General features: G+C 72.4%; 23 protein-coding genes and 1 pseudogene. 10 read left to right on the top strand and 14 right to left on the bottom strand.

What is annotated here, in order from left to right; genetic code table 11:
- Positions 1 to 143: 143 nt before the first annotated feature.
- A complete protein-coding gene (locus tag DN069_RS42655) occupies positions 144 to 1,154 on the bottom strand; it encodes an AraC family ligand binding domain-containing protein (protein ID WP_424556317.1) in 1,011 nt (336 codons plus the stop codon).
- On the opposite strand from DN069_RS42655, the gene DN069_RS23460 reads away from it, so the two are divergent.
- Positions 1,128 to 2,339, top strand: a complete 1,212-nt coding sequence (locus tag DN069_RS23460) for an MFS transporter (protein WP_111503941.1) — start codon at positions 1,128 to 1,130, stop codon at positions 2,337 to 2,339. The genes DN069_RS42655 and DN069_RS23460 overlap by 27 nt on opposite strands.
- On the opposite strand, the gene DN069_RS23465 is transcribed toward DN069_RS23460, so the two are convergent.
- Positions 2,306 to 2,734: a large conductance mechanosensitive channel protein MscL gene (locus DN069_RS23465; protein WP_111503943.1), complete on the bottom strand. Its 429-nt coding sequence runs from the start codon at positions 2,732 to 2,734 to the stop codon at positions 2,306 to 2,308. The two genes, DN069_RS23460 and DN069_RS23465, sit on opposite strands and share 34 nt — an antisense overlap.
- A 31-nt stretch (positions 2,735 to 2,765) precedes the next feature.
- Positions 2,766 to 5,189: an ATP-binding protein gene (locus DN069_RS23470; protein WP_111503945.1), complete on the bottom strand. Its 2,424-nt coding sequence runs from the start codon at positions 5,187 to 5,189 to the stop codon at positions 2,766 to 2,768.
- Positions 5,190 to 5,710: 521 nt separating this feature from the next.
- On the opposite strand from DN069_RS23470, the gene DN069_RS23475 reads away from it, so the two are divergent.
- Complete coding sequence (locus DN069_RS23475; RefSeq protein ID WP_111503947.1) at positions 5,711 to 5,914, top strand: hypothetical protein; 204 nt, start codon at positions 5,711 to 5,713, stop codon at positions 5,912 to 5,914.
- Positions 5,915 to 6,056: 142 nt separating this feature from the next.
- The gene (locus DN069_RS23480) at positions 6,057 to 7,232 is read left to right on the top strand and encodes an LPXTG cell wall anchor domain-containing protein (protein ID WP_133260024.1); all 1,176 of its coding nucleotides are present in this window, start codon (positions 6,057 to 6,059) and stop codon (positions 7,230 to 7,232) included.
- 4 nt (positions 7,233 to 7,236) lie between these two features.
- Here the strand turns inward: DN069_RS23480 and DN069_RS23485 are convergent, their stop codons facing one another.
- The 6 genes from DN069_RS23485 to DN069_RS23510 are packed head-to-tail and all read right to left on the bottom strand — an operon-like array spanning position 7,237 to position 14,190.
- Positions 7,237 to 8,013: an ABC transporter ATP-binding protein gene (locus DN069_RS23485; RefSeq protein WP_111503951.1), complete on the bottom strand. Its 777-nt coding sequence runs from the start codon at positions 8,011 to 8,013 to the stop codon at positions 7,237 to 7,239.
- Positions 8,010 to 8,999 carry an ABC transporter ATP-binding protein gene (locus DN069_RS23490; RefSeq protein ID WP_111503953.1) on the bottom strand — a complete coding sequence of 330 codons (990 nt, stop codon included), beginning with the start codon at positions 8,997 to 8,999 and terminating at the stop codon, positions 8,010 to 8,012. Before DN069_RS23490 ends, DN069_RS23485 begins: the two co-directional genes overlap by 4 nt.
- On the bottom strand, positions 8,996 to 9,895 hold the full coding sequence (locus DN069_RS23495; RefSeq protein WP_207892239.1) for an ABC transporter permease: 900 nt from the start codon (positions 9,893 to 9,895) through the stop codon (positions 8,996 to 8,998). The genes DN069_RS23490 and DN069_RS23495 overlap by 4 nt, the downstream gene beginning before the upstream one ends.
- On the bottom strand, positions 9,892 to 10,827 hold the full coding sequence (locus DN069_RS23500; protein ID WP_111503955.1) for an ABC transporter permease: 936 nt from the start codon (positions 10,825 to 10,827) through the stop codon (positions 9,892 to 9,894). Before DN069_RS23500 ends, DN069_RS23495 begins: the two co-directional genes overlap by 4 nt.
- Complete coding sequence (locus DN069_RS23505; RefSeq protein WP_133260025.1) at positions 10,827 to 12,473, bottom strand: ABC transporter substrate-binding protein; 1,647 nt, start codon at positions 12,471 to 12,473, stop codon at positions 10,827 to 10,829. Before DN069_RS23505 ends, DN069_RS23500 begins: the two co-directional genes overlap by 1 nt.
- Positions 12,474 to 12,486: 13 nt before the next feature.
- A complete protein-coding gene (locus DN069_RS23510) occupies positions 12,487 to 14,190 on the bottom strand; it encodes an amidohydrolase (protein ID WP_111503959.1) in 1,704 nt (567 codons plus the stop codon).
- Between the two features lie 207 nt (positions 14,191 to 14,397).
- Between DN069_RS23510 and DN069_RS23515 the strand changes: the two genes are divergently transcribed.
- From DN069_RS23515 to DN069_RS23530, 4 genes are all read left to right on the top strand, one after another.
- On the top strand, positions 14,398 to 15,381 hold the full coding sequence (locus DN069_RS23515; RefSeq protein ID WP_111503961.1) for a LacI family DNA-binding transcriptional regulator: 984 nt from the start codon (positions 14,398 to 14,400) through the stop codon (positions 15,379 to 15,381).
- Positions 15,382 to 15,669: 288 nt separating this feature from the next.
- A complete protein-coding gene (locus DN069_RS23520; protein WP_111503972.1) occupies positions 15,670 to 17,217 on the top strand; it encodes a purine-cytosine permease family protein in 1,548 nt (515 codons plus the stop codon).
- A gap of 151 nt (positions 17,218 to 17,368) precedes the next feature.
- The gene (locus tag DN069_RS23525; RefSeq protein ID WP_111503974.1) at positions 17,369 to 18,460 is read left to right on the top strand and encodes a C45 family autoproteolytic acyltransferase/hydrolase; all 1,092 of its coding nucleotides are present in this window, start codon (positions 17,369 to 17,371) and stop codon (positions 18,458 to 18,460) included.
- Between the two features lie 136 nt (positions 18,461 to 18,596).
- Positions 18,597 to 19,061: a flavodoxin family protein gene (locus tag DN069_RS23530; RefSeq protein WP_111503976.1), complete on the top strand. Its 465-nt coding sequence runs from the start codon at positions 18,597 to 18,599 to the stop codon at positions 19,059 to 19,061.
- Between the two features lie 9 nt (positions 19,062 to 19,070).
- Here the strand turns inward: DN069_RS23530 and DN069_RS23535 are convergent, their stop codons facing one another.
- Together DN069_RS23535 and DN069_RS23540 are read right to left on the bottom strand one after the other, a co-directional pair.
- On the bottom strand, positions 19,071 to 19,316 hold the full coding sequence (locus DN069_RS23535; RefSeq protein ID WP_133260026.1) for a hypothetical protein: 246 nt from the start codon (positions 19,314 to 19,316) through the stop codon (positions 19,071 to 19,073).
- Between the two features lie 115 nt (positions 19,317 to 19,431).
- On the bottom strand, positions 19,432 to 20,388 hold the full coding sequence (locus DN069_RS23540; protein WP_111503980.1) for an SDR family oxidoreductase: 957 nt from the start codon (positions 20,386 to 20,388) through the stop codon (positions 19,432 to 19,434).
- A 130-nt stretch (positions 20,389 to 20,518) separates the two neighbouring features.
- Here DN069_RS23540 and DN069_RS23545 point away from each other — a divergent pair, with 130 nt between their 5' ends.
- The 3 genes from DN069_RS23545 to DN069_RS23555 all read left to right on the top strand — a co-directional run bounded on the left by DN069_RS23545 (position 20,519) and on the right by DN069_RS23555 (position 22,548).
- Positions 20,519 to 21,502: an RNA polymerase subunit sigma-70 gene (locus DN069_RS23545; RefSeq protein WP_243639635.1), complete on the top strand. Its 984-nt coding sequence runs from the start codon at positions 20,519 to 20,521 to the stop codon at positions 21,500 to 21,502.
- Positions 21,503 to 21,617: 115 nt separating this feature from the next.
- Complete coding sequence (locus DN069_RS23550; RefSeq protein ID WP_243639636.1) at positions 21,618 to 21,974, top strand: PadR family transcriptional regulator; 357 nt, start codon at positions 21,618 to 21,620, stop codon at positions 21,972 to 21,974.
- Between the two features lies 1 nt (position 21,975).
- Complete coding sequence (locus DN069_RS23555; RefSeq protein WP_111503986.1) at positions 21,976 to 22,548, top strand: hypothetical protein; 573 nt, start codon at positions 21,976 to 21,978, stop codon at positions 22,546 to 22,548.
- 45 nt (positions 22,549 to 22,593) lie between these two features.
- On the opposite strand, the gene DN069_RS23560 is transcribed toward DN069_RS23555, so the two are convergent.
- The 3 genes and pseudogenes from DN069_RS23560 to DN069_RS23570 form a co-directional block, all read right to left on the bottom strand.
- The gene (locus tag DN069_RS23560; RefSeq protein WP_111503988.1) at positions 22,594 to 23,418 is read right to left on the bottom strand and encodes a trypsin-like serine peptidase; all 825 of its coding nucleotides are present in this window, start codon (positions 23,416 to 23,418) and stop codon (positions 22,594 to 22,596) included.
- 460 nt (positions 23,419 to 23,878) lie between these two features.
- A pseudogene (locus DN069_RS23565) lies at positions 23,879 to 24,383 on the bottom strand (helix-turn-helix domain-containing protein); the annotation flags it as partial.
- A gap of 106 nt (positions 24,384 to 24,489) precedes the next feature.
- Entirely contained in the window at positions 24,490 to 24,891 is a 402-nt protein-coding gene (locus DN069_RS23570) for a hypothetical protein (protein WP_133260027.1), read from the bottom strand.
- Positions 24,892 to 25,115 lie beyond the last annotated feature (224 nt).

A 25,115-nucleotide genomic window follows, 5' to 3' on the forward strand; every position in this document is an offset into this window, starting at 1 on the left:
CGCGGAGGCTCCGCAGCCGGGGCAGGAGTAGGCGCCGTTGAGGTGTCGGCGGCAGGTGGGGCAGAACTTCATTCCGTCTTCCGTGCGAAAGATGCCGGCTGTCAGGTGTCTGTGTCGGAGCCTGTGTTCGGTACCTGGCGAGCCTAGGAGCACGACGACGGATGGTGACAGCTCGTAAAGGTGAGGCTTCTGAGGAGAATTCGTGCAGGTGGAGCGGTTCGTGCAGGTCGCGGCCTCACCGTGTGGGCGAACTCCGGTGCTGCGATGGGGTGGTTCCGAACACCGCGCGGAAGCTCTCGATGAACGCGCTGGGTGTGGCGTAGCCGCAGGCGGCCGCCGTCGCGGNNGGGTGGGGGGGGCGCGGGGGCGGGCGGCGCGCGGTGCGGCGCGGGGGGCGCCGCCGCGAGGTGGTCGAGCGCGTGGTGCAGTCGCAGCCGCGTGCGCCACTGCGGGAAGGTGAGCCCGGTCTCCTCGCGGAACAGGCGGCTGAGGGTCCGTTCGCTCGCGCCGACGGCCGCGCCCAGCTCCGGCAGGGTGCGCGGATCGGCGGGATCGCCGTGCAGCAGGGCCGCGACGGCCCGCAGGCGGTCGTCGACGGGGGCCGGCAGGACCAGCGTCAGCCGCTCGGCGCGGGCCAACTGGTCGGCGGCGGCCTGCTGCAGGGTGGCCCTCTCGGCCTCCGTCCGGTCGGGGCCGGGCTCGGCGAGGGCGGCCACCAGTTCGTGCAGCAGCGGCGTGACGACCAGGACGGCGGGCTGCTCCCCGCCCACCGGGTCGACCGCGGCGGGGAAGGAGATCGAGCGCATCCGCGTCTCGGTACGGGCCAGATGGGCGTGCGTGGTGAACGCCGGGATCCACACCGCGCGCTGCGGCGGCACCACCCAGGTGCCCGCGGCTGTCTCGACCTGCAGTACTCCGCTGCCCGGGTGGATCAGCTGGTGGCGGTCGTGGTGGTGCCTCTCGATCCGCTCGGTGCGGGCCAGGTGCTGGACGGTCGGGCCGGGCAGCGCCAGGCGGGGCGTCCGGTCGCCGGCGGCAGGGGCGGCGGCTGCGCTTTGGCGGTTTGCCGACATGTATCGGCAGTTTACCGAAAGCCCGCACCCGGTGCCGGCCGGAAGGCTGGAGTCATGACCTCCACCGTGGACCACCGCCATCCCGTCGCAGCTCCCGACCGCGCGTCCCCGTGGCGGCGGATGCGCGTGTGGGGCACGGCCCACGCGGTCGACGACCTGTACCAGGGCCTCGTCCCCGCCGCCGTGCCCTACTTCGTACTGGACCGGCACTACGGCTATCTCGCTGCGACCGGCATCACCATGGCGGCGACGCTCGGCAGTGCGGTGCCGCAGCCGCTGCTCGGGCTCGCCGTCGACCGTTACCGGCTGGCGTGGCTGGCGGGCGCCGGAGTGGGGCTCGCCGGGCTGGGCCTCGCGCTGGCCGGTCTGGTCGGCCCGTATCCGGCGGTGTGGTGCCTGGTCCTGCTCTCCGGGCTCGGCGTCGCGATGTTCCACCCGGCCGCGGGCAAGGCGGCCCGCGCCGACGCGGGCGACAGTGCGGCGGCGATGAGCGTCTTCGCGGCGGGCGGCAGCGTCGGGTTCTTCCTCGCCCCGGTCCTGGCCACCCCCGCACTGGTCGCCTGGGGTGTCGGAGCGACGGCGCTGTTCCTGCCGCCCGCCGCGCTGATGGCGTTCGTCCTGCTCCGCCGTGCCCGGCGCGTCCAGGCCGCTCCCGCCCGCCCGGCCGTGGCGGCGGGGCGGGACCGCTGGGGTCCGTTCGCGCTGCTGACCGGCGTCGAGGTGCTCCGCTCGACCGCCTTCTTCGGGCTCAACACCTTCGTCGAGCTCTACTGGCTGCGCGAGCTGCACGCCTCCCGCGCGCTGGCCGGAGTGGCCCTCACCTGCTTCCTCGCGGGTGGTGTCGGGGGCACGCTCCTCGGCGGACGGCTCGCGGACCGGTGGGGGATGGTCCGCACAATCCAGTGCGGCACCGCCCTCGTGCTGCCGCTCCTGGCCGGGCTGCTGCTCGCCCCGGGGGCGTGGGCGCCGCTGCTGTTCGCGCTGCTGACCGGCGCGGCGCTGAACCTGCCGTTCGCGGTGCTGGTCAAGCTCGGCCAGGACTACTTGCCCACCAGGCCGGGCACGGCCTCTGGCGTCACCCTGGGCCTCGCCGTCAGCGTCGGCGGCCTGTTCGCCCCCGTCCTGGGTCTCGTCGCCCAGGCCCACGGCCCGCGCGGCGCGCTGCTCGCGCTCTGTGCGATCCCACCCATGGCCCTGCTGCTCGGCCTGGTGCTGCCGGAGCCGGAACGGGATCAGGCCGCAGGGGGCTGTTCCGTGCCGCAGTAGCGGCACTTGGAGGCGGCAGCCGGGATGTCGTCGGAGAGGCAGGCCGAGCAGGTCTTGGCGGGGGTCGGGTCGCCGAAGACGGTGACGCCGCGGCGCGCCTGGACGTGCTTGTAGGGGATGATGATCATGAAGTACACGATCGCCATGAAGACCACGAAGTAGACGATCGCGGAGATGAAGGCGCCGAGGTTCAGATAGGTCGCGGCGTTGCCCGGACTGCCGAGCTGCCAGCCCAGCCCTATCGACCCCTTGCCCTGGAGGCGGGTGATGATCGGGTTGATCACGAAGTCGGTGAACGCCTTGATCAGCGTGCTGAACGCCAGGGCCACGATCAGGCCGATGGCGACCACGATCACGTCGCCCCGCATCAGGAAGTTCTTGAATCCTCGCAACATGTCCGGGCTCTTTCCCCGAATTCGGATGCCTTCACTCCGGTTCGCTCGAATGGAGCAGTGCCGATTCGAGGGTCCAGCGCGAGCGTCGCGGCTGCGGCGGGCGGTCCGTGTGCGGAGTGAGTGAGGCCGGGATCTGGGTGCGGGACGCGATGCTGAGCTTGGCGAGGATCCGCTCCACATGCGTGTCCGCCGTGCGCTTGGACATGACGAGCCGTTCGGCGACCTCGCGGTTCGACAGCCCCTGCGCCACCAGCCCGGCGACCTCCAGCTCGCGCGGAGTGAGCGTGTCGCAGGACGGCGCGGACGCGGGCGGCGCGACCACGGGCGCGGGCCGCGGCGCGGCCGGGGTGTCCGGACCTGCCGGGGTCGGCAGGTCGGCGTCGGCGCGCAGGGCGTCCAGGACCTGGCCGGCTGTCAGGCGGGAGCCGGCCAGCTGGTGCCGGGGGAACGCCTCCGCGCCGAGCGCGCCGCTGACCAGCTCCTGCACCCGCTCCTGCTCGTCCAGCAGTGAGGGCATCATCGCCACCGGGTCGCCGGTCAGCCGCCGGTTGTGCTCGGCGTATCCGAGCAGCCAGGCCGCCTGGGCGTGGCGCCCGCGCCCGGCCGCGTACCAGCCGAGACCGAGGCAGGCGAGCGCGGCGATCAGCGCCTCGCCGATCTCGTCGGCCGCCTCCAGACCGTCGCGCAGCGCGACCGCGCTCGCCTCGTGCTCGCCGGCCAGCCACTGGATGATGCCCTGCACCGTCAGCGTCGAGGCGCGGAACTGGCGGTCGCCCGAGCCCTCCAGATGCCGTAGGCCGTCCGCGCACCACTGCAGCGCCCCGGCTGTGTCGCCGAAGACCGCGCGCAGCAGCGCGCCCTCGTAGTGGACCACGGCCATGCCGAGCTGGTCGCCGGCGGCGACGATGCTCTGCCGGGCGGCGTCCAGCGCGGTGAGGCCGGGTTCGATCTCACCGCACAGGGCCAGCAGCGCGCCCTGGTACGCCTCGGCGAACAGGGCCACGCGCTGTTCGCCCACCCGCAGCGCGACCTCCCGCGCCTGGGCGAACCGCTCCGGCGCGGTGCCGAGATCGGCCGTCCACATCGCGAACATGCCGTTCAGCAGCAGCGCCCAGGCGCGTTCGGGGCAGTCTGCGGGCGCGAGCGCGAGGCCCTTCTCGATCCAGTAGGCGCCCTCGGACAGCGTCCCGGCCGCCCGCCAGAACGGTGACAGCTGCGTCGCCAGCCACAGGCCCTCGGCCGCGCGGCCCTCCCTTCCGAGGTCCTCGGTCGTGTAGGCGTGGCCGATCGCCGCCCGCAGATCCGGTAGCTCGGCGCGGACCGCGGCGTAGTTGGTGAGCTGCGCCCCGGTGAGCAGCTCGTCCCAGAAGCGACGTCCGAGCTCGCGGAAATGCTCGAAGTGCCGGGCGTGGACGGCGTCGGCGTCCTCCTGCTCGGCGAGGCGCTCCGCGCCGTACTCGCGGATGGTGTCCAGCAGCCGGTACCGGCAGCCGTCGGGGCCGGTGCGCTGTACGACCGACTTGTCGACCAGCCCGATCAGCGGCTCCAGGAACCGGGCGCGCGCCAGTTCCCCGCCGGTGCACACCTCCTCCACCGCCGGGATGTCGAAGGAGCCGGCGAAGACCGAGAGCCGGGCCCACAGCAGGCGTTCGCGCGGGGTGCACAGGTCGTAGGACCAGTCGATGGCGGCGCGCAGCGTCTGGTGGCGGGACCTGGCGGTGCGGCGGCCACCGGTCAGCACCTCGAAGCTGTGGTCGAGGCGCGCGGTGAACTCCGCCAGCGGCGCGGCACGCAGGCGCATCGCGGCCAGCTCCAGGGCGAGCGGCGTCCCGTCCAGGCGCTCGACCAGCGCCAGCAGCTGCGCGCGGTTGGCCTCGGTGACCGTGAAGCGCGGGTCCGCGGAGGCGGCGCGCTGCGCGAACAGCTCCAGCGCGTCGGCCGGGGCGAAGGGCGCGACGGCGAGGCAGGACTCGCCCGGCACGTCGAGCGGCTGCCGGCTGGTCGCCAGCACGCTGACCTCGGGCGCGCCCTGCAGCAGCAGCTCGCACACCTCGGCGCAGGCGTCGAGCAGGTGTTCGCAGGTGTCGAGGACGAGCAGCAGCCGACGTCGGCTCAGATGCTCCACCAGCGCGTCGGTCGGGGCCATCCCGGACTGCTCGGGCAGGCCGAGCGTGGCGGCCAGGGTCGCGGGCAGCAGCTCCGGATCCCGCAGCGCGGACAGGTCCGCCCACCAGACCCCGTCGGGCATCCGGGCCTTCCAGAGTCGGGAGGCCCGCAGCGCGACCCGGCTCTTGCCCACGCCGCCGGGCCCGACCAGCGTCACCGTCCGGCTGTGCGTCAGGGCGTCGTGGACGGCGGCGACGTCGCGCTCGCGCCCGACGAAGCTGGTGAACTCCGTGGGAAGTCGTCCCGGACGGCGCTGTCCTCGGCTCGCGTCCCTCCAGGTCGCAGTCATGCCAAGGGAGCGTACCCACGGGCACCCGCGCGACCGGCGTCGGTTCACTCCGGCTGGTGAGGACTGATCGGAACCGTCCGTACTGCGTCGAGTCGGAGGCCGGAGTGGGTCCGTGGGCAACCGGATCGGCTCGCAATTCGATCGTCAGTGATCGCGGTCCGCCCGGGTCGTACGGAGCCGCGGGTACGTACGTATTCGGGCGCTCGTGCGTACGGATCGCTGTCTCGCGTCATGGGCGGGCATTCCGCGACACCCTGGTCCGCTCCCCGCGTTGGACCACCCGTGACGCGCGGAGATGCCGATCCCGACAGAGGTCGAAACGTTTCGGCGCCCACACCGGCCGACCCTCGCGGCATCACCTGCTGCCGCACGGGGGAGGCCGGTGCGGCAGCAGGGCTGCCTCGCCGCACTCCTGTGTACGTACCGCCGTATGCAGGCCTGGAGCTCTCCTCGTGGGAGCCCCGTGCCGAAAACGGGATAGGGATCACCCCGCTCGTACCGACCAGCCAGACCGAGGAGACATGGCCGCTTCGCATCCCCCCGCGGGTCGTCCCGTCCCGTCCACGGCCCTGAGCCTGCACCTGGGTGACTGGGTCGAGCTCGACGGCAGGCCTTGGCAGATCACCGACCTGCGCTACCGCTGCGACGGCGGCCGGATCGTGCACTTCGCCGGCCGGCCCCCGTACGTGATGGGACCGCGCAGCACCGTCCCCGTCTATCGCTGAGCCGCCGGATCGGCGGGCCGCCGTGTCGGCCGATGAGGTGAAAGATCCACTTTCAACCAAGCACCGGCGGCGGGTCGCTCCCGGCGCCCTCTGCTTCGCACGCCAGTGTCGAAGGGGAACTGACAGAGCGAAGGGATGTGTTGTGCCGAAAAGCGGGTTGCTGCGGCGTTCGGCGGTGAAGGCGGTCGCGGGTCTGATGGTGGCTGCCGGGGCGACGGGGATGGGACTGGCCGTCCCGGCCGCGGCGGCGGTCGGGTCCGACTACGGCCACTGGTCGCTCTCCGGGGGTGGTGGCAGCATCACCTTCCCGGTGCGGGGCTTCCCTGACGCGTCGTTCACCACCACCAGCGCCAGCCCGTCCACCCCCAGCGGCGCCAGCACCTACCTGAACGACGCGACGCCCTTCGGCGCGGAGTTCGGCAGCTCGAAGAACCACGACTACCTGCTGATGCGCACCGCCCGCGGCGGCGCCCCCTCGGTCACCACCGTCACCTTCGACACCCCTGCCCCGGCCGGGCACTGGGGCTTCGCGCTCGGCGACATCGACGCCGACCGGGTGCGCATCCACGCCGTGGACGAGAACGGCGCGGAGGTCTCGGCCGCCGACCTCGGCTGGCAGGACTCCTTCAACTACTGTGACTCCACGCCCCGTCCGGGCAGCTGCACCCGCGGGCCGTTCACGGACAAGCCGGTCTGGCACGAGGGCCGCAGCACACTGGTCGGCCACGTCGTCGACACCGACGGCGCGGCGGGCTGGTTCAAGCCGACGGTGGCGCTGCGCTCGATCACCTTCGAGTTCTCGGTGCAGTCCGGGATCCCGGTCGGTCAGATCTGGATGGCGGCACACCCTGGTCCGGAGCCGAGCCCCTCGCCGACGCTCAGCCCGTCCTCGTCCACCCCGACATCGCAGGCCCCGCCGGAGAAGGTCGACCTGCCGAGCGGCTCCACCACGGCTGTGATCCCGGTCCCACCGATCAACGGGCTGCCGGTTACCCACGTGCAGGTCCTCAAGCAGCCGGCCCACGGCACGGTCCACGTCCACGACGGCATGCTGGTCTACCACGCCGAGCCCGGCTGCCCGCCCCGCGGGGCCGACCGCCTCACCTACAGCGCCCACAACCGCAAGGGCCAGACGGCGACCCGCAAGGCGCGCATCGTCTACAAGGCTTGCGAGCCGCCGACCCTCGCCGAGACCGGCGCGGACGCGCACACCGTCGTGCCGCTGGCCCTTGGCGCGGCGGGCCTATTGACCGCGGGCGGCGCGCTGGTCCTGGTCTCCCGCCGTCGCAGCCGCGCCTCGCGAGGCGAGCACAGCTGAGCGCTCAGGCCGTCACCGCCCAGCCTGGGACGGGGACGGCCTCTCGCAGGGCGCGGGTGTATTCCTGGGCGGGGGCGTCGAGGACCGTCGCGCAGTCGCCCTGTTCGACGACGCGGCCGCGTCTGAGTACGAGCACGGTGTCGCACAGTTGCCGGACCACGGCGAGGTCGTGGGAGATGAGCAGGTAGGCGATCCCGGTCTGGGCGCGGATGTCCGTGAGGAGGTTGAGGACTTGGGCCTGGATGGAGACGTCCAGGGCGGAGACGGCCTCGTCCAGGATCAGGACTTTGGGTGAGGCCGCCAGCGCGCGGGCGATGGCGACGCGTTGGCGCTGGCCGCCGGACAGGTCGCGTGGCCGGGCCGAGGCCTGGCGTTCGGTCAGGCCGACCTGGTCGACCAGCTCCTGTGTGAGGGAGAGGTCGCGGCCGTGGTGCCGCAGCACCTCCTCGACGGCCGCGCGGGCGGACTGGCTGGGGTCGAGGGAGGTGTAGGGGTCCTGGAAGACGATCTGCAACTCCCGGGCCCGGCGGCCGCGCTCCTTGGCGCCTCGGGCCGGCGCGCTGCGGTCGCGGCCCATGACCTCGATCGTCCCGCTGGAAGGGCGTTCCAGCCCGACCAGCATCCGGGCGATGGTCGTCTTGCCCGAGCCCGACTCCCCCACGATCCCCAGCGACCCGCCCGCCGGGACGTCGAAGTCGACGTCCACGACCGCGTGGTGGGCCTTGAAGTGCTTGTTCAGCCCGCGTACCTCGACCGCGTTCCCCGCGTTCCCCGCGTTCATGCCGTCGCCTCCGTCCGTGCGGCGTGGATCTCCTCGACGCGGGAGCAGCGCACCAGACCGTCGTCGAATGCACGCAGCGGTGGGGCCGTTCGGTCGCAGGCTTCCATAGCGAAGAGGCAGCGCGGCGCGAACGCGCAGCCGGCGCCCGCCTCGTAGGCGGCGATGGGCCGGCCCGGCACGGCCTCCAGCCGGGCGGAGCGCGCGTCGATGGAGGGGCGGGAGCCCAACAGGCCGAGCGTGTAGGGGTGCGCGGCGCGCTCGTGCAGTCCGGCTGCCGTCCGGACCTCGACGATGCGTCCGGCGTACATCACCGCCACGCGTCCGCACACCGCCAACGCGAGGTCGAGGTCGTGGGTGATGAAGACCATGCCCATGCCGCGTTCGCGCCGCAACCGGTCGAGGATGGTGACGACCTCGCGCTGGATGGTGACGTCCAGCGCCGTGGTCGGCTCGTCGGCGAGGATCAGTCGGGGCTCGGCCAGCAGCACCGACGCGATCATCACCCGTTGCAGCATGCCGCCGGAGACCTCGTGCGGATACTGCCGCAGCCGCCGCTGCGGATCGTCGATGCCGACCTCGGCCAGCACCGCCGCCGCCCGCGCCAACGCCTCCCGCTTGCCCACCCCCCGGTTGCGCACCAGCGCCTCGACGAGAAAAGCGCCGATCCGACGGGTCGGGTTGATGTGGGCGCGCGGGTCCTGGAACACCAGCCCGACCTCGTGGTCGCGGTAGCGCCGCAGCGCGCCCGCGTCCATCGCCAACACCTCGGCGCCGTCGTACCGGACCGCCCCCGACACCGCCGCGCCGCGCGGCAGCAACCGGGTGACGGCCCGCATCGTCATCGACTTGCCCGAGCCGGACTCACCCACCAGACCCAGCGCCTCGCCCGGAGCCAGCGACAGGTCGATCCCGTCCAGCAGCCTGCGGGGTCCTTCGGCCGAGGGGACGGTGACCGTGACGCCGGAGAGGTCGAGCAGTGGGTTCATGCGGCGACTCCTGCGGTTCCGGCGGGTGCGGAGGCGGACTGCGGTCGGCGGCGCCTCGCGCGGCCGCGTCGCAGGTAGGGGGTGCGCTCGCCCGCGATCCGGGTGCCGAGCACTGTCAGCGCCAGCACGGTGAGGACCACCAGGACGCCGGGTGCGACGACGGGCAGCCACTGGCCCTGCATCAGCGCGTCGGTGTCGCTGACCATGACGCCCCAGTCGGGCGTCGGCGCCTGGACGGCGAGGCCGAGATAGGAGAGCGAGGCGAGGTCCAGCAGCGCGTAGCCGAAGGCGATCGCGGCCTGCCCGACGACCACCGGCACGATGTTGCGCAGGATGTGACGGACCGTGATCCGGAGCACCCCGAAACCCTGCACGGCGAGCGCGTCGACATACGGGCTGACCCGCTGCTGCCGCGCCGCCGCCCGTACGATCCGCGCCAGGAACGGGATGTAGGCGATCGAGAGGGCGACGACGGCCGGGGTGAGACCCGGGCCGAACAGCGCCACGGTCAGCACCGCGAGCAGCAGCCCCGGCAGCGCGTAGACCAGGTCGAAGACCCTCGCGATCACACCGTCCACCCAACCGCCGGACCAGGCCGCGGCCAGCGCCAGCGGGATGCCGACCAGCAGCGCGCAGCAGACCACCAGGGCCGGGCCGAGCAGGGAGGTGCGCGCGCCGAGGAGGAGCCGGGAGAGCACGTCGCGGCCCAGCCCGTCGCAGCCGAGCAGGTGCGCGGGGGAGGGGCCGAAGTAGGAGTCGAGCAGGCTCTGCTGCCCGGGGTCGTGCGGGGCGACCAGGGGGGCGGCCAGAGCGAGCAGCAGCATCAGGGTCACCCACACCAGCGCGGCCTGTCCGGAACGTCCCAGCGGAGCCCACCAGGTGACGAGTCGTCTCATGCCGTCCTCCCGGCGGTGCGCAGGCGCGGGTCGATCAGCGCCTGGACCAGGTCGCTGAGGGCGTTGCAGATCACGAACGCGGCCACCAGCAGCAGGGCCACGGCCTGGACGACGGGGAAGTCCTTCTGCGCGACCGACTGGATGGTCAGCTGCCCGATCCCGGGCAGCGCGAAGGCCGACTCGACCACCAGGGTCGAGGCGAACATGCCCGCCACCAGCAGACCGATCGCCGTCACGATGGGCGGCAGCGCGTTGCGCAGCACATGGCTGCGCAGCACGGCGGCCCGGGGCAGACCACGGGCCAGGGCGGTCTGCACGTGTTCCCGGCCGAGCTGCTCGCCCACGGCGTTGCGGGTGACCTGGGCCAGGAAGCCGCACGAGAGCAGCGCCAGCGCGACGGCCGGCAGCACCAGTCCGTCCAGGCCGTTGCCCCTGCCGGACGCGGGGAGCCAGCCCAGCCGGACAGCGAAGACCGAAATCAGCACGGTCGCGGCGACGAACGGCGGCACGCTGACCGAGACCGCGCTGACGGCGCTGACCGCGCCGTCGAGCCGGCCGGGGCGCACGGCGCCCAGCAGGCCGAGCCCGAGGCCGAGCACGACGACCAGGAGCGAGGCGAACAGGACGAGCAGCGCCGTGGTGCCGAGCCCGGAGCCGACGCGGTCGGCGACAGGCTGGCCGGTGACCATGGAGGTGCCGAGGTCACCGTGGAGCACGCCGGTGAGCCAGTCCCAGTAGCGCACCGGCAGCGGCTGGTCGAGATGGAGCCGGTGCCGCACGGCCGCGCGGGCGGCGGCCGAGGGCGTCCGGTTGCCGAACAGGACGTTCTCGGGGCTGCCGGGAGCCAGATACAGGCTGCCGAAGATGACCACGCTGGACAGCAGGAGCGTGGTCACCAGCCCACCGAGGCGGTGCAGGAGCAGACGCGCCATCAGGGCGCCCCCAGCGCGGCGGCCCAGGTGGTGTCCATGTAGGCGAAGGTCAGCGGGGCGCCGGTGACGCCGCTGTTCTGGAAGACCAGGGCGCGCGGAGCGGCGATCGGGATCCAGGGCAGGTCCTGGGCGAGCTGCTGCTGGGCGGCGATCACGTAGCCCGCGCGCTTCTGCGGGTCCTGCGCGCCCTGGGCGTTCTCCAGGTTCTGGGTGACGACCGGGTTGTTGTAGCCGTTGAAGTCCTGGACGCCGTAGGGCAGCGCGTAGCTGCGGAACATCACCGCGGGCTCGGGGAACTCCATGTAGTTGAGCGTCAGGAAGGAGTCCAGCCCGGCGCGGGCCTTGGGGTCGGTGAACAGGTTGCCGTACTGCTGGTCCGGCAGGCCGACGATCTTGATGTTGAGGCCGATCTGCTGCCCGGTCTGCTGGATCACCTGCGCCAGCTGGGTCTCGAACGGCGTCGCGGCCGGGTAGCCCAGCGTGATCTGCTGGTCGGCGTTCTTCACCTGCGCGAGCAGCTTCTTGGCGCCGGCCGGGTCGGGCTGCTTCACCAGGGCCTGGTAGGCGGCCTTGTAGGTCGCGGCGGCCGGGTTGCTCTGCCAGAAGCCGGGGCCCGCGACGCTGTAGAGCGGATCGGCGGCGCCGTTGTAGACGGTCTTGGCGATGGCCGCCCGGTCCAGCGCCATGCTCAGTGCCTGACGCACTCTCACATCGCCCAGCGGTCCGGAGAGATGGGAGACGATCAGGTCCTCGTTCTCCATCGTCGAGCCCTCGCCGCCGATGTAGAGCTTGCCGTCGGTGGCGCGCGACAGCGGCGCGACGGCAGCCGGCGGCACGTTGAACGCGCCCTGCGCGGCGCCCGAGGCCAGCGCGTTGGAGAGCGCGGAGTTGTCGCCGTAGAAGTGGAACTCCAGGGAGTCCACCTTGGCGGCGCGGGTCGGGTCCCAGTAGTGGGCGTTGCGCTTGAGCACCAGCGAGGTGGTGCCGTCGAAGGAGGCGACGGTGTACGGGCCGGAGCAGACCACGCCGACGTTGGCGTTGCCGAAGTTCTGGCCCGCCTTGAGCGCGAAGGCCTTCTCGACCACGGCTCCGCCGAGTGCGCCCAGGTAGCGGACGAAGAGGTAGTTGTCCTTGGCGAAGGTGACGGTGACCTGGTGCGGGCCGGTGGCGGTGATGGTGCTGATGTCGCGGTAGCTGTCGGCGTAGTTGCTGGCCGTGGCTGGGTCCATGTTGCGGGCCAGGCTGTAGACCACGTCGTCGGCGGTGACGGGCTTGCCGTCGCTGAAGGTGGCGGCCGGGTCCAGGTTCAGGACGAGGTGGCGGCCGTCGGGCTGGGTCCAGGACTTGGCGACACCGGGGCTGAGCGAGTAGTCGGCGTTCTCGTGGATGACCGTCTCGCAGACGTTGCCGAGGATGGTCTCCTCGGGGTAGTCGGCGGTCTTGACCGGGTCCTCGGAGTAGGGCGGGCGGTAGTCGCCCGACCAGACGACGTGACTGAGCGGCTTGGTGCCGGGGGCGGTGGTCACCTGGGAGGCGGCGTAGTTGCTCTTGGGCCCTGCTCCGGTGCCCGGGCCGCCGGAGCCGCAGGCGGCGGTCGCGGCCAGGAGGGTGCCGCAGAGTGCGGCGCGGAGCATACGGTTTCTCACTGGGCTCTCCTTCTCACTGCTCGGCGGCGGCGTGGACCAACTCGCCCTGGACGTAGGTGCGCAGCACGCGGGTCTCGGCGATGGCCTGGGCCGGCCTGTCGAAGGGGTTGCGGTCGAGCACGACGAGGTCGGCGTACTTGCCGGACTGGATCGAGCCGGTGACGTGGTCGAGGTGGTTGATCCGCGCGGAGCCGGCTGTGTAGGCGGCCAGGGCCGCGCCGAGGTCGAGGCGTTCCTCCGGGCCGAGGACCCGGTTCGGGTCCTCCTCGCCGGTGCGGTTGACGGCGACGTGGACGCCGGCCATCACGTCGGGTGTGGTGACGTCCCAGTCGCTGCCTGCGGCGAGCGGCACCCCGGCGCGCAGCAGGGAGCCGAACGGGTACTGCCAGCCCGAGCGGCGCTCGCCCAGGAAGGGGATGGTCAGCTCGTCCATCTGCGGTTCGTGGCAGGCCCACAGCGGCTGGATGTTGGCGGTGGCGCCGAGGGCGCGGAAGCGGGCGATGTCCTCGGGGTGGACCACCTGGAGGTGCGCGAGGTGGTGCCGGTTGCCGCGGTCGCCGTTGCGGCGCAGCGCCTCCTCGACGGCGTCGAGCGCGTTGCGCACGGCGCGGTCGCCGAGGGCGTGGAAGTGCACCTGGAAGCCGGCGGCGTCGAGTTCGGCGACGTAGCCGCCGAGCTTCTCGGGGTCGACGAAGTCCAGGCCCGCGTTGCCGGAGGAGCAGCCGCAGCCGTCGAGGTAGGGCTCCAGCATGGCCGCGGTGTGGTTCTCGGCGATCCCGTCGAGCATGATCTTCACGCTGCCCGCGTCGAAGCGACCGCGGCCGTTGCCGTCGGCGGCCTCGTCGCGTCGCCGCTCGAAGAACGCGAGCTGCTCCAAGCCGCCCGCGCGGTCCCACCACTGCGCCGCGCGGACGCGGGCGCTCAGCGTGCCCTCGCGGTCGGCGCGCAGGTAGGCGCCGTAGACGTCGCCTGGCCCGAAGGCGGCGCCCACCGCCGCGTCCTGCCAGCCGGTGATGCCGAAGGAGTGCAGGTAAGCCTGGCCCGCGAGCAGCCCCTGGTAGAAGTCCTCGCCGGTGTCCGCCGGGATGTGACGCTCCACCAGGTCGGCGGCACCCTCTTGCAGCATGCCGGTCGGGACGCCGTCGGCGTCGCGCTCGATCCGGCCGTCGGCCGGGTCCGGCGTGTCCTTGGTGATCCCGGCGAGCTCCAGCGCCCGGCTGTTCACCCACAGCCCGTGGGCGTCCCGGTTCGGCAGGGCGACCGGGCGGTCGCCCACGGTGGTGATGGCGTCCAGGAGTTGACGGGTCGGCCGGCCGTCGGGGAAGGCGTCGAGGCGCCAGCCGCCGCCGGTGATCCACTCCGCCTCGGGGTGGGCGGCCGCGTAGTCGGCGATCGCCGCGAGGTACTGCTCGGCGGTGCGCAGTGGGTGCAGGTCGCAGCGGGTGAGGTTGGTGCCGGCGAAGACGGTGTGCACATGGGCGTCCTGGAAGCCCGGCAGGAGCAACCTGCCCTCCAGGTCCACGACTTCGGTGGTGCGGCCGATCAGCGGCCGCAGCTCGTGCTCGTGGCCGACGGCGAGGATCCGGCCGCCGCGCACCGCGACGGCGGAGGCCCAGGAGCGGGCCGGATCGACGGTGAAGACGGGCCCGCCGAGAAGGACGAGATCGGCGGGTCCGGAGTCGGCGCGGAGATCGGCACAGGGGTGTTCCGGATGCACGGCAGCTCCGATACGGGGGATGGCGGCGCACAGGCACGCGAGGGAGTGGGGCGGGGACGGCCGCCGTGCCACGACGGCGCCGGATCGGGCGTTCCCGCTGGCAGGGCCCACACGCTGCTTGGTTGCGCGGGCAACCACAAGGGGTGAACCGCTACTGATTCCGTCGTGCTCTTTACGCTCTGTGGCGGATTTCGTACAGTTCCGCGCATGACGCGGGTGCGGATCGTGGACGTGGCCAAAACCGCCGGGGTCTCCCGTGCGACCGTGACCAACGCGCTCAAGGGCACCGGCCGGATGACCGGCCGGACCCGTGAGCACGTCCTGTCGGTGGCCGCCGCCCTCGGCTACCCGCTGGCGACCGATCCGCGCCGCCTCAGCCCGAGCCGCACCCTCGCGCTGGGCGTCACCACGCTCGGCGCGGAGGCGTGGAACTTCGCGGCGCTGCCCTACTTCGCCCAGGTGATCGCGGGCGCCCTCGCCAGCGCGCACGCCCGCGGCTACGGCCTGACCGTCCTTCCGGCCGCGCCCGCGGACCGCCGCTGGCACGCGCTCGTCGCCGACGGCGTGCTGATGCTGGACCCGCAACAGGACGACCCGGTCGAGCGGCTGCTGCGCGCGTCGGACGTGCCGCGCGTCTACGTCGGCCGCCCGGCCTGCCCGGAGCCGTCCGACGTCTGGGTCGACAACGACCACGACAGCGTGCTGCGCTCGGTCCTGGCCCTGCTGCGCTCCCAGGGCGCGCGCCGGATCGCCCTGATCGCCGGCCCGGGCTCGGACTACTACGCCTGCCGGAACGCCGAGATCTACCGGCTCTGGTCGGCCGAGCACGGCAACGACCCGCTGATCCTCCCCCTGGACCATCCCGAGCTGGGCGAGGCCCTGTTCGCCACGCGGCGCGGCGAGCGCCCGGACGCGGTCTACGGCATCTACGAGTCCGCCGGGCGCCTCGCCCTGGACGCCGCGCTGCGCCAGGGGCTGCGTGTGCCGGACGACGTGCTGGTCGCCTGCATGAGCGAGGACCCCGCCTACACGGAGACGGCGCCGCCGATCACCACGTTGTCGCTCTCCCCGCGCCTGGCGGGCGGCCTCGCGGTCGAGGCGCTGATCCAGTTGATCGAGACGGGCAAGGCCTGCCCGATCCCGTCGCTGCCGGTGCACCTGGCCGTCCGCGCGTCGACGCGACGCGGCTAGGGCCTGTCCGGCGGATCTTCCCGGGCCCGGTCCGCCTGCCACGGCCATCTGCTGCGTTGTCGAATCGCCCAAGTACGGCCCAGTACGAGGGCGATCCTCCGCCTTGCAGCTGACCGCGCCAGACGGCCCGGGCTGATCCGAGAAGATCCGCCGGACCGGCCCTAGGGCCAGGCCCCGCAGGCGCTCGGAGTTTCCAACGGACTCTTGACGAGAGCTGTCATCTCACTATTGGATGTGCGACCAATAGCCAAGCCGCCCCTCAGGGCTTGTCGGTTCGGAGAACTCCCCATGGCTGCCAGTACGCCCGCTCACGAAAGTGAGCCTTCTCGCACGCAGAACCAGAACGCCGACACCACCCCGCACACTGGCGGGGTGGAGGCGCACGGCATCGACGTCATTCCCGACGGCGAGCGCCACGGTCGCCCTCGGGAACTCTTCGGTGTCTGGGCCGCGCCCAACGTCAGCTACCTCAGCCTCGTCGTCGGCGGGACGCTGATCCTGATGGGCCTCGGCCTCTGGCAGGCCATGGCCGTCGTCGTGGTCGGCAACCTCTTCTGGGCGCTGGTCGGCCTCGTGGCCGTCAGCGGGTCCGCCTCCGGCACGCCCAGCGAGGTGATCATGCGGGCGATGTTCGGCGTGCGCGGCAACCGCGCGAACATCCTGGTCACCGGCTGGTTCGCCTCGGTCTGCTACCTCGCGCTCAACTGGGCGGCCGGCTGCCTCGCCGCCTTCTCGCTCGCCGACGAGGCGGGGCTGCATCCGAACACGCTGGTCAAGGTTGTGATCATCGTGCTGGTCGCTGCGGCGACCCTCGCGATCAGCGTCTACGGCCACGCCATGATCATCCGGCTCTACCTGCCGTTCACGATCCTGCTGACCGTCGTCTTCGTCGTCCTGGCCGGCTACGTGCTGCAGCGCACCGACTGGCACTACCACCCGCAGCAGTCCCTGCACGGCAGCGTGCTCTTCGCCGCGATCGCGGCCGGCCTGGCCCTGGTCGCCTCCGCGCCGCTGTCCTACAACAACAGCGCCGACTTCACCCGCTACCTGCCGCGCACCACCAAGCCCGCCGCCATCGCCGGGTGGACCTTCGTGGGCGCCTACGTCCCGAGCGTGCTCTTCACCGGCCTCGGCGTGCTGGCCGGGACCGCGCTGGACATGACCGACCCCGAGAGCGCCCTCGAGTCGATCATCCCGGGCTGGTTCAAGCCCGCCTTCCTGCTCGCCGTCGTGCTCTCCGCCGTCGCCAACAACGCGATGACCGCCTACAGCTCCGGCCTCGCCCTCCAGGCCGTCGGCCTGAGGATCCGTCGCTCTCGCAGCGTGGCCCTCGACGGCACGCTCGGGGTCGCGCTCACCCTGTACGCGCTGCTCGTCTCGAACTTCCTCGACACGGTCAACAGCGTGCTGCAGCTGATGGTCGCGCTGATGGGCCCGACCATGGCCATCTACGCCGTCGACGTGATCCGGCGCCGCAACCGCTACGACGGGCACGAGCTCAGTGACGAGAGCCGCGGCGGGCCGTACTGGTTCTCCGGCGGCGTGAACTGGGCTGGTGCCTCCGCGCTCGTCGTCGGCGCCGTCGCGGCCGCGCTCTGCGTCGACACGCAGCTCTTCTCCGGGCCGATCGCCCAGGCGATGGACGGTACCGACCTCTCCCTGCCGGTCGGCATGATCCTCGCCGCCGTCCTCTACGTCGCGCTCACGCGCCGCCCGCGCAGCTCCCGGCTCGTCGCGGCCCAGGGCGCGGAGGCCTGTGCGGCTGACGCTGAGGCCGCCGACGCCGAATCCGCCGGGAACCGGGTGGCCACCGCGCAGGCTGCTCCGCGCGCCTGACGGACGCGCCTGCCCGCGCCGAGGCTGCGTTGCGTGCCCGGCGGCCACGCCGCCCGCGCGCACGCTGCTTCGCGTGCCCCATCGACGCGCCGGCCCGCGCGCACGCCTTCTCTGTTCTCTGCCCGCTTCCCCCGCCCAGGAGCACCCCGCCATGACCACGCCCACGGTCCACCGTTCCCCCGCCGCCGCCCCGGGCGAGCGCGGACTGCTCCTGGGCCGGGCCTTCCCGGACCGGATCCGCCGCACCGCCGACTTCTACGACACGCTCTTCCGTGCCTCCGGAGCGGGCGGCGGCGACGTGCGCGAGCTCGGCCTCGTTGCCCTCGGCCACGTCGCCGCCACCGCGCCCGAGCTCGCCGAGGAGATCGACGGCATCGCCCGCGGCGCGCAACTGCCCCTGCACCGCGTCGCCGCGCTCAACGCCCGCACCGAGATCCTCGGCCGCTTCGGCCGACAGCACCCGGAGTGCTCCACCGTCGTCCACGCCCCGGCCGACGGTCGCCCGCCCGTCACCACCCAGACCTGGGACTGGCACGACGACATGCGCGACGGCTGGTTCGTCTGGCACATCGAGCACGCGGACGGCCGTGAGGTGCGGACCATCACCGAGTACGGCATCGTCGGCAAGATCGGCGTCAACGCGGCCGGGCTCGGCCTGCACTTCAACATCCTGGCCCACGCCACTGACAACGACGCCGTGGATGACACCTCCTGGCTGCCCGTCCACGTGCTCGCCCGGCACGTGCTCGACCGCTGCGCGAGCGTGGACGAGGCCGTCCGTCTCGCGACGGCGACCCCGGTCGCCGCGTCCAGCTCGCTGACCCTCGCCGCGTACGAGGGCGGTCGCGCGCGGGCCGCCACCGTCGAGCTCAGCCCCGCCGGACCCGCCGTGCTCCAGCCCGGCGCGGACGGCTACCTGCTGCGCACCAACCACTTCGTCGATCCCCGCCTCGCGCCCGGCGAGGCCCTGGCCACCGAGGACCCCGACACCCTCCACCGCCTCGCCGCGCTCCGCACCCGCACCGGCGACCACCCCGCGCCGGACGCCCCCGCCCTGCTGGACGCGCTGACCTTCCACCTCGACGAGGGCGCCGCGCTCTGCTGCCACGCCGATCCGGCCGCCGCCCTCGGCAAGCGCTGGGAGACCCTGGCGACCGTCTCCCTCGACGTCACCGCCTCCCGCCTCGCCGTCCACGCCGGCGGCCCCTGCACCGCGCGCGACCACGCATGGACGCTGGTCTGACGCGGATGTCACATTTCCCGGCCGCGCCCTGTCCTAGCTGACGGGCGCGGCCCACTCGTTCCGGCGGGGCCGCGACCGGTGTCCCGGAGGCAGGGACCTGGGTGGACGCCGGGACATGCGTGAAGGGAGACCTCGCATGAAGGCCCTCATCGTCTGCTCGTCGGTGTCCCATGGGAACACGCGGAGGATCGCCGAGGCCATGGGCCAGGTCCTGTCCGCGGCGGTCGTCGACCCCGCACGGGTGGACCCGGCGGAGCTGGCCGCCTGCGACCTCGTCGGATTCGGCTCGGGCGTCTTCAACGGCCGGCTCCATCCGCGCCTGCGGGACTTCGTCAGGTCCCTGGAGCCGTCGTCCGGAGAGCGTCGTCAGGCCTTCGTGCTCACGACGAGCGGGCTGCCCGAGCCGCCGTTCCGCCCCTTCACCGGCCCGCTCGTCCGGGCCCTCGAAGGGAAGGGCTTCGAGGTGTGCGGCAGCTTCTCGTGCCGCGGCCACGACACCTGGCTGCCGTTCCGGCTCGTCGGTGGCATCAACAAGGCGCGCCCCGACGCCGGCGACCTGAGCGCGGCACGCGCGTTCGCCGAAGGCCTGCGGACCTCCTGACCGGAGCTCCTAGAGCGTGTCGCGCCGGGGGATCCCCTGCACGTTCTCCCACGCCGTCGCCCCGTAGACGACCTCGATCTCGCCGCCCACGTCCGATCCCGGCTTGCCCCGCCAGACCACCACGGCGCCGCTCACCAGGATCTCGTAGACGTACTCCGCGTCCTCGCGGTCGTTGTAGCTGATCTGCCGGGTGACCTCCTGATCACGCAGGTGATGCGGAACCGCCGCCGGCATGACTGTGATGCGGACACTCATACTCCGACGGTAGGCGGGGCCCCGGCCCCCTGCCCGCCGACCGACCCGCCCGGGTTACGCGGAGCCGACGGGCAGGTCGGGGCTCGGGGCCCGGTTTCCCTTCTGGTGGATGCGCTCAGCGGGCGGTGCCGGTGGTCCGGTCCGTGTCGAGCCGCTCCGTGTCGAGCCAGCCGGCGGCCCACAGCCGCTCGGGCGCGGTCTCCCCGCGGAAGACCGGCGCCGAGCGCAGCGCGAACTGGGCGAACGTGGTGGGCCGGATACCGAACCGCTCGAACGCGGTGACGTCGACGCGGCTCTCGGGCCCGCCCTCCCGCCGGAGCCGGAAGAGGTCGTCGAGGTCGTCCGCGAAGCGGGGCGGGATGCCGGCGGCGACGAGGTGCCGGTGCTTCTCCTCCGGCGTGAGATCGACGTACCGGATCGGCCGGCCGACCGTCTCGGACAGGATCGCGCAGACCTCGGTCATCGACAGCGCTTCGGGACCGGTCATGGGGAGGACGTCGGTCTCCCCGTGCTCCGGGGCGGGCCCGGTGGCGGCGGCGAAGGCCACCTTGGCCAGGTCCTCGACGTCGACCGGGGCGAGGCGGGTCTCGCCGAGGGGCTGGGCGAAGGTGCCGTCCGCGAGCATCGTCGGCACCTCGCGGTAGTAGACCTGCATGAACTGGCTCGGCCTCAGCACCGTCGCGGCCACCGGGGCCGCCCGCAGGTGCTCCTCCACCTGCGCGTGGTAGCGCCCGTAGCGGAACACCGAGTCCGGGTCGATGCCGAGGCCGGACATCTTGACCACGTGTCGCACCCCCGCGGCGACGGCCGCGTCGATCAGGTTGCCCTGGGCCTCGACCATCCGGTCGTCCGCGCTGGAGATCAGTACCACCGTCTCCACACCGTCCAGCGCCGGGGCCAGGGTCTCGGCCGCGAGCAGGTCCCCGCGGACCGTGCTGACCCCGGCCGCCTCGCGTTCCGTCCGGCCCTTCGCGGGGTCACGGACCAGCGCGCGGGCAGGCCGCGCCTGGCGGCCGAACTCGCGGACCAACGCGGAGCCGGTCAGGCCGGTCGCTCCCGTGATGAGGATCATGAGTCGCTCCTTCGTCATACACACACGAGGCCGCCTCGTGCGGCCCTGTGCCAGGTGCAGACGAAGCGGGGGAGCGAAAATGACCGCGCCACGCGGAAATGCGATGCGGCGATGGACCGTTGTCATACAGGTGACGACCACCTCCGGCGTGCCGCTCTCCGAGTCCGTGGGGGACGGGGACTGGGACGCGATCCACGCCCGTCATCAGCGCGAGCTGCTCGGCTACTGCTACCGCATGCTCGGCTCGCCCTTCGAGGCCGAGGAGGCGGTCCAGGAGACGTGGCTTCGCGCGTGGCGCGGCCGCGCGGACTTCGCCGGGCGCGCGTCCCTGCGGGTGTGGCTGTACCGGATCGCCACCAACGTCTGCCTGGACCTGCTGCGTCAACGTCCGCGCCGCGAGCGGCCCGTCGACGTCACCGGCGCAGGGGACGCGTCCTCGCCGCTCGGCCCGCGCGACGACGACCGGTGGCTGCTGCCCGCGCCCGACCGCTGGCTGCTCCCGCCCGAACCGGACCCCGCAGGGGCGGCCGTCCTGCGCGACTCCGTCCGCCTCGCCTTCGTCGCCGCGCTGCACCGGCTCCCGCCGACGCAGCGCGCTGCGCTCCTGGCCCGCGACATCCTGCGTCTGTCCGCGGTCGAGACAGCGGAGCTCCTCGACGTGACCGTCCCGGCCGCCAACGGCCTGCTGCGCCGCGCCCGCCACCGCATGGCGGACAGCCGCAGCGAGGACGGGCCCGGCGCAGCGGAGTTGACGGAGGATCAGCGCGCCCTGCTCGACCGTTATGTGGCGGCGTTCGGGCGCCACGACATCCCCGCGCTGCTCGCCCTGCTCCACGACGACGCGACACTGTCCATGCCGCCTCATGCCCTCTGGCTCTCCGGCCGCGCCCAGATCGCCCGCTGGTTCCGCCGTGACCCCAACCCGTGCCGCGACTCCCGCGCCCTCCCGGCCACCGCGAACGGCGCGCCCGCGGTGGCGCTTCTCCACCGCGACGCCTCCGGATCGGCCTGGCAGCCCTTCGCCGTCCAGCTCCTCACCGTGCGCGACGACCGTATCGCCGCGCTCGATGCGTTCCTGGACCCGCGCCTGGTCGCGCTGTTCGGGGAGGGATGACGAGTCGCCGATCATCGCGTGCGGGAACGCCGCGATCGCAAACGGGTGCGGGCGGGTGCCGCATCAGGAAGCCAGCTACTTGACACTGTCGAGTACTGGGGACAGTCTGGTACTTGTGACCTCCAGCCACGACCCGCAGCTGCTCAAGGGCGTCCTCTCGCTCCTGCTGCTGCACTTGCTCGCAGAACAGGAGTCGTACGGGTACGAGGTGGTCCAGCGTCTCCAGGGCGCCGGATTCACCGACGTCCTGGAAGGCACGGTGTATCCCGCCCTGGCCCGGCTCGAGCGGGAGGGACGACTCGCCTCCCGGCTCGTCGCCTCCTCCAGCGGCCCGGCGCGCAAGTACTACCGGCTCACCGACGCCGGACAGCAGGCCCTGGCCGCGGGCCGCGCCGGCTGGGCCCGGCACGCCGCCGGGGTCGACGCCATCCTTTCCCGCCCCACGACCGCCGCACCGCAGAAGGGTTCCTGACATGCCGCACACCGTCACCCGGCTCGACCGACTGCGCATCGAACGGCTCGTCTGGTCGCTGGACCAGCGCCTGTACGACCTGCCCTCCCGGACCCGGATCGCGCACCGGCGCGAGGTCCGCGCCAACCTGCTCGCCGCCGCCGCAGAGGTGGGCACCGCCGAGGCGCTGCGGCGCCTCGGCGGCCCCCGGGAGCTGGCCGGTCAGTATCTGGACGCCGAGCTCGGTGAGGGTGCGCGGCACTCCTGGCTCGCCGCCGCGCTCTTCGCTCTCACTACCCCGCTGGTGCTCAACTTCTTCCTGAGTGAGGCGGCGAACGCCTACCAGCAGGCCCTCACAGCCACGGCAACGCACCCCGACGGCAGCTACACCTGGGGCGGCGTCACCTGGCTCCAGAGCCCGCTGACCTTCGTCCTGCACGAGGGGCAGGCCACCCACGTCGGCGGAGCCTGGACGCCCCTGACCTACTTGATCCTGCTGGGCGGCGCGGTGGCCTGCGGTCGCCTGTGGCGAGCCCTGCCGCGCCGCCGCAACCATCGGCCGGCCCCGTCGGCCACGGACAGCCTGGCGCTGTGATGTTCTGACGCTCCGTCAAGTTCCCCCGGGTTCGCCGCCGCTCCGTCAGGGCTGGGGCAGACCGCAGCCGGCTCGGGTGAGGTCGAGGACGTTGCCCGGGCCGAAGCAGGCGGGGATGTAGTAGGTCTCCTCGGCGTAGTTCGTGCCCTGGTGGACGGTGATGTTGCCGTTGGCGTCCACCTCGCAGGGGTTGTCGAGGGTGCAGGACTCGCCGTTCTCGTTGCCGGTGTTGTTGACCGCCACGACCTGCCCGGTCGTGGTGTCGATGACCGGCGAGCCCGAGGTCCCGCCGATCGTGTTGCAACTGGACGTGTAGCGAACGGAGTCCAGCCAGGTCCAGTTGGCCTCTTCGAGCTTGTTGACGAAGCCGTCGATGTTGCAGGAGTACGTGGTCTGCCAGTAGCCGGAGACGACCTCGATCGAGGAGCCGGCGGTCGGGTGGGTCGAGGACATCACCAACGGGCTGATGCCGTAGGTGTTCTGGATGTCGGCGTAGCTGCTGTTCAGCTGATAGATCGTCACGTCGGTGTTGGTCATCGTCGAATAGTCGACCTGGCTCGCCTGCAGGGTGCCGAGGCTGTTGCCGGAGGCGTCGAGCAGGGTGAAGGTGCGCGAGGAGGGCTGGTCGACGATGACCTGACCGGGGTCGGGCATGCCCGTCTCGAGGCAGTGGCCGTTGGTGAGAATCAGGGCCGGGTCGCTGGGCGAGGAGTTCGCGAAGCTGATCAGCGAGCCGCTGCAGTCGTCCAGGGCGACGGTCCCCGCGAACGTGATGGTCGGGGTGTCCGCGTGAGCGGGGGCGGTCGAGATGAGGGCGGCCGCGCCCCCGAGCAACAGGGCGCTTGCAGCGCTGAGCAGTTGTCGTTTCACGGGACACCTCTCGCAGTGGTGGTCGACCGGACCTCCTTAATCTGACGTGAGCATGACTTCCTGTCAAGAAGCTGTGAGCCCCCGGCCTCAGCTGTCCGGCCTTCCCCGAGTCACCGTCGGAATGCAACCGTCCGCTGCCTCGGGAGACTCATCTCCTCTGGACCTGTTGTCTTCGCTTGAAGGGGGATCGCTGTGAGGTCGCGCGTATGGAGGATGCGTCGCCCGTTGGCGGCCCTGGTCTTGGCCGGGATGGCGACCGCGGGGATCATCGCGTTCGCCCACAACTTCTAGTGTCGCGTCAGGCAACCTTTGCCCCGTCGCGACGCCCAACGTGGCCCCATCTGGCCCCGCCCTGTGCCACTGGTGCCTCGCCGTTCGGCGGTCACCGGATCGTGGGACGCCTTCCGGCTCGCACAACCGATCCTCGGCGTCGACGGCACGCTGGCCAAGAACTGCGCCACCGGCTGCCCGGCCTGGCGTAGTCGGGGTCGCGAGAGGTCTTCCAGGTCTTCACGCGTTGAAAGGAGACGCCCTCCTCGCGGAGCAGGACCCGAAGGCCCTCGTGGCTGATTTCGGCGACCACCCCCTCGGTGACCAGGAAGTCCGCCAGCTTGGCCAGGCTCCGGGTCGAGAGCGGCATGCTGTGCTCGGCCGGCATGGACTTCGCGATCTTCTTGATCTCACGCTGCTCGGGCAGCGTGAAGATCCTCGGCCGTCCGCCCTTGTGCTTCGGGTAGAGGGAGTCGAAGCCGTCGGCGTTGAAGTTGTGAATCACGTCCCGGATCCGGTCCGCGCTGGTGAACGTGACCTCGGCGATCTTCGCCACGGGCATGCGCTGGGCGGACAGCAGTACCATCTGGGCCCGCCGCCAGGTCACTAACCGACCCGGCTCGTCGGCGGACGATCCGCAGCAGCCGTCTGCCCTCGTCGTCATCGACCTCCCGGACCCGCACGCGTCCAGCCACCTGATCAGTCTGACCGCCAGCGCCGCCCGCACAGCAACCGGACGACACGTCACAACGGGGCGAAGAATGCCTGACGCGGCACTAGTTCACCGCGGGCCTCGGCAGGTCAGGCGGCTGCAGTCAGCCGCTGCATCGTGGCTTGGAGTTCCCCCAGCGCCTTCATGATCTGCCCTACGCCCTGCATCACTTGGTCGAGATTGCTGTCCGACGCACCTGCGTTGCAGTCCTTCGCGCCCGCGCGGAGGTCGTTCAGGGCTGCGGCCCAGTGGGTCTGGGCTTGGGCGTCGGGGATCGGCGGGACCTGCTCGGCGGTGTGTTCGTCCGTGGCGAGCCGGGTGCAGTTCGAGCTGAGGCTGCCCATGTCGGTGCTGTCCTTGGCGACGGCACCCACGTCGTTCGTGAGGGTGTCGATGGTGGTCTGGTGCGTCTCGAACCAGCTCATCGCGCTGTCGCCGACGTTCGGGGCCATGGCGCTCGACGAGGGGGTGGGGGTGGGGCTGCTGCTCATCGTGGGGCTGGGCGAGGCGGTGAGGCGGTGCTGGGCCTGGGCGACGGGATGGCCGCTGGGGGCGCAGGCACACCCGGCGGCGGTGGGCCGGGCGGCAGCGATGGCGGCCGGGGAGACGATCTTGCTGGCGGGAGAATCCCGCGGCGACGGGGCGCTGGGCGGGGGTGTTGCCGACCGTTGCGCACGAAACCCTGCCCGCGGCGGTCGCTGCTGGCGAGTACATG

The organism is Streptacidiphilus pinicola (assembly GCF_003258295.1).
In the GTDB taxonomy this organism is placed as follows: domain Bacteria; phylum Actinomycetota; class Actinomycetes; order Streptomycetales; family Streptomycetaceae; genus Streptacidiphilus; species Streptacidiphilus pinicola.

Coding starts and splice junctions, on each gene's coding strand:
- DN069_RS23460 (WP_111503941.1), top strand. CDS start 1,128: ATGACCTCCACCGTGGACCACCGCCATCCCGTCGCAGCTCCCGACCGC.
- DN069_RS23465 (WP_111503943.1), bottom strand. CDS start 2,734: ATGTTGCGAGGATTCAAGAACTTCCTGATGCGGGGCGACGTGATCGTG.
- DN069_RS23470 (WP_111503945.1), bottom strand. CDS start 5,189: ATGACTGCGACCTGGAGGGACGCGAGCCGAGGACAGCGCCGTCCGGGA.
- DN069_RS23475 (WP_111503947.1), top strand. CDS start 5,711: ATGGCCGCTTCGCATCCCCCCGCGGGTCGTCCCGTCCCGTCCACGGCC.
- DN069_RS23485 (WP_111503951.1), bottom strand. CDS start 8,013: ATGAACGCGGGGAACGCGGGGAACGCGGTCGAGGTACGCGGGCTGAAC.
- DN069_RS23490 (WP_111503953.1), bottom strand. CDS start 8,999: ATGAACCCACTGCTCGACCTCTCCGGCGTCACGGTCACCGTCCCCTCG.
- DN069_RS23495 (WP_207892239.1), bottom strand. CDS start 9,895: ATGAGACGACTCGTCACCTGGTGGGCTCCGCTGGGACGTTCCGGACAG.
- DN069_RS23500 (WP_111503955.1), bottom strand. CDS start 10,827: ATGGCGCGTCTGCTCCTGCACCGCCTCGGTGGGCTGGTGACCACGCTC.
- DN069_RS23515 (WP_111503961.1), top strand. CDS start 14,398: ATGACGCGGGTGCGGATCGTGGACGTGGCCAAAACCGCCGGGGTCTCC.
- DN069_RS23520 (WP_111503972.1), top strand. CDS start 15,670: ATGGCTGCCAGTACGCCCGCTCACGAAAGTGAGCCTTCTCGCACGCAG.
- DN069_RS23525 (WP_111503974.1), top strand. CDS start 17,369: ATGACCACGCCCACGGTCCACCGTTCCCCCGCCGCCGCCCCGGGCGAG.
- DN069_RS23530 (WP_111503976.1), top strand. CDS start 18,597: ATGAAGGCCCTCATCGTCTGCTCGTCGGTGTCCCATGGGAACACGCGG.
- DN069_RS23535 (WP_133260026.1), bottom strand. CDS start 19,316: ATGAGTGTCCGCATCACAGTCATGCCGGCGGCGGTTCCGCATCACCTG.
- DN069_RS23540 (WP_111503980.1), bottom strand. CDS start 20,388: ATGATCCTCATCACGGGAGCGACCGGCCTGACCGGCTCCGCGTTGGTC.
- DN069_RS23555 (WP_111503986.1), top strand. CDS start 21,976: ATGCCGCACACCGTCACCCGGCTCGACCGACTGCGCATCGAACGGCTC.
- DN069_RS23570 (WP_133260027.1), bottom strand. CDS start 24,891: ATGAGCAGCAGCCCCACCCCCACCCCCTCGTCGAGCGCCATGGCCCCG.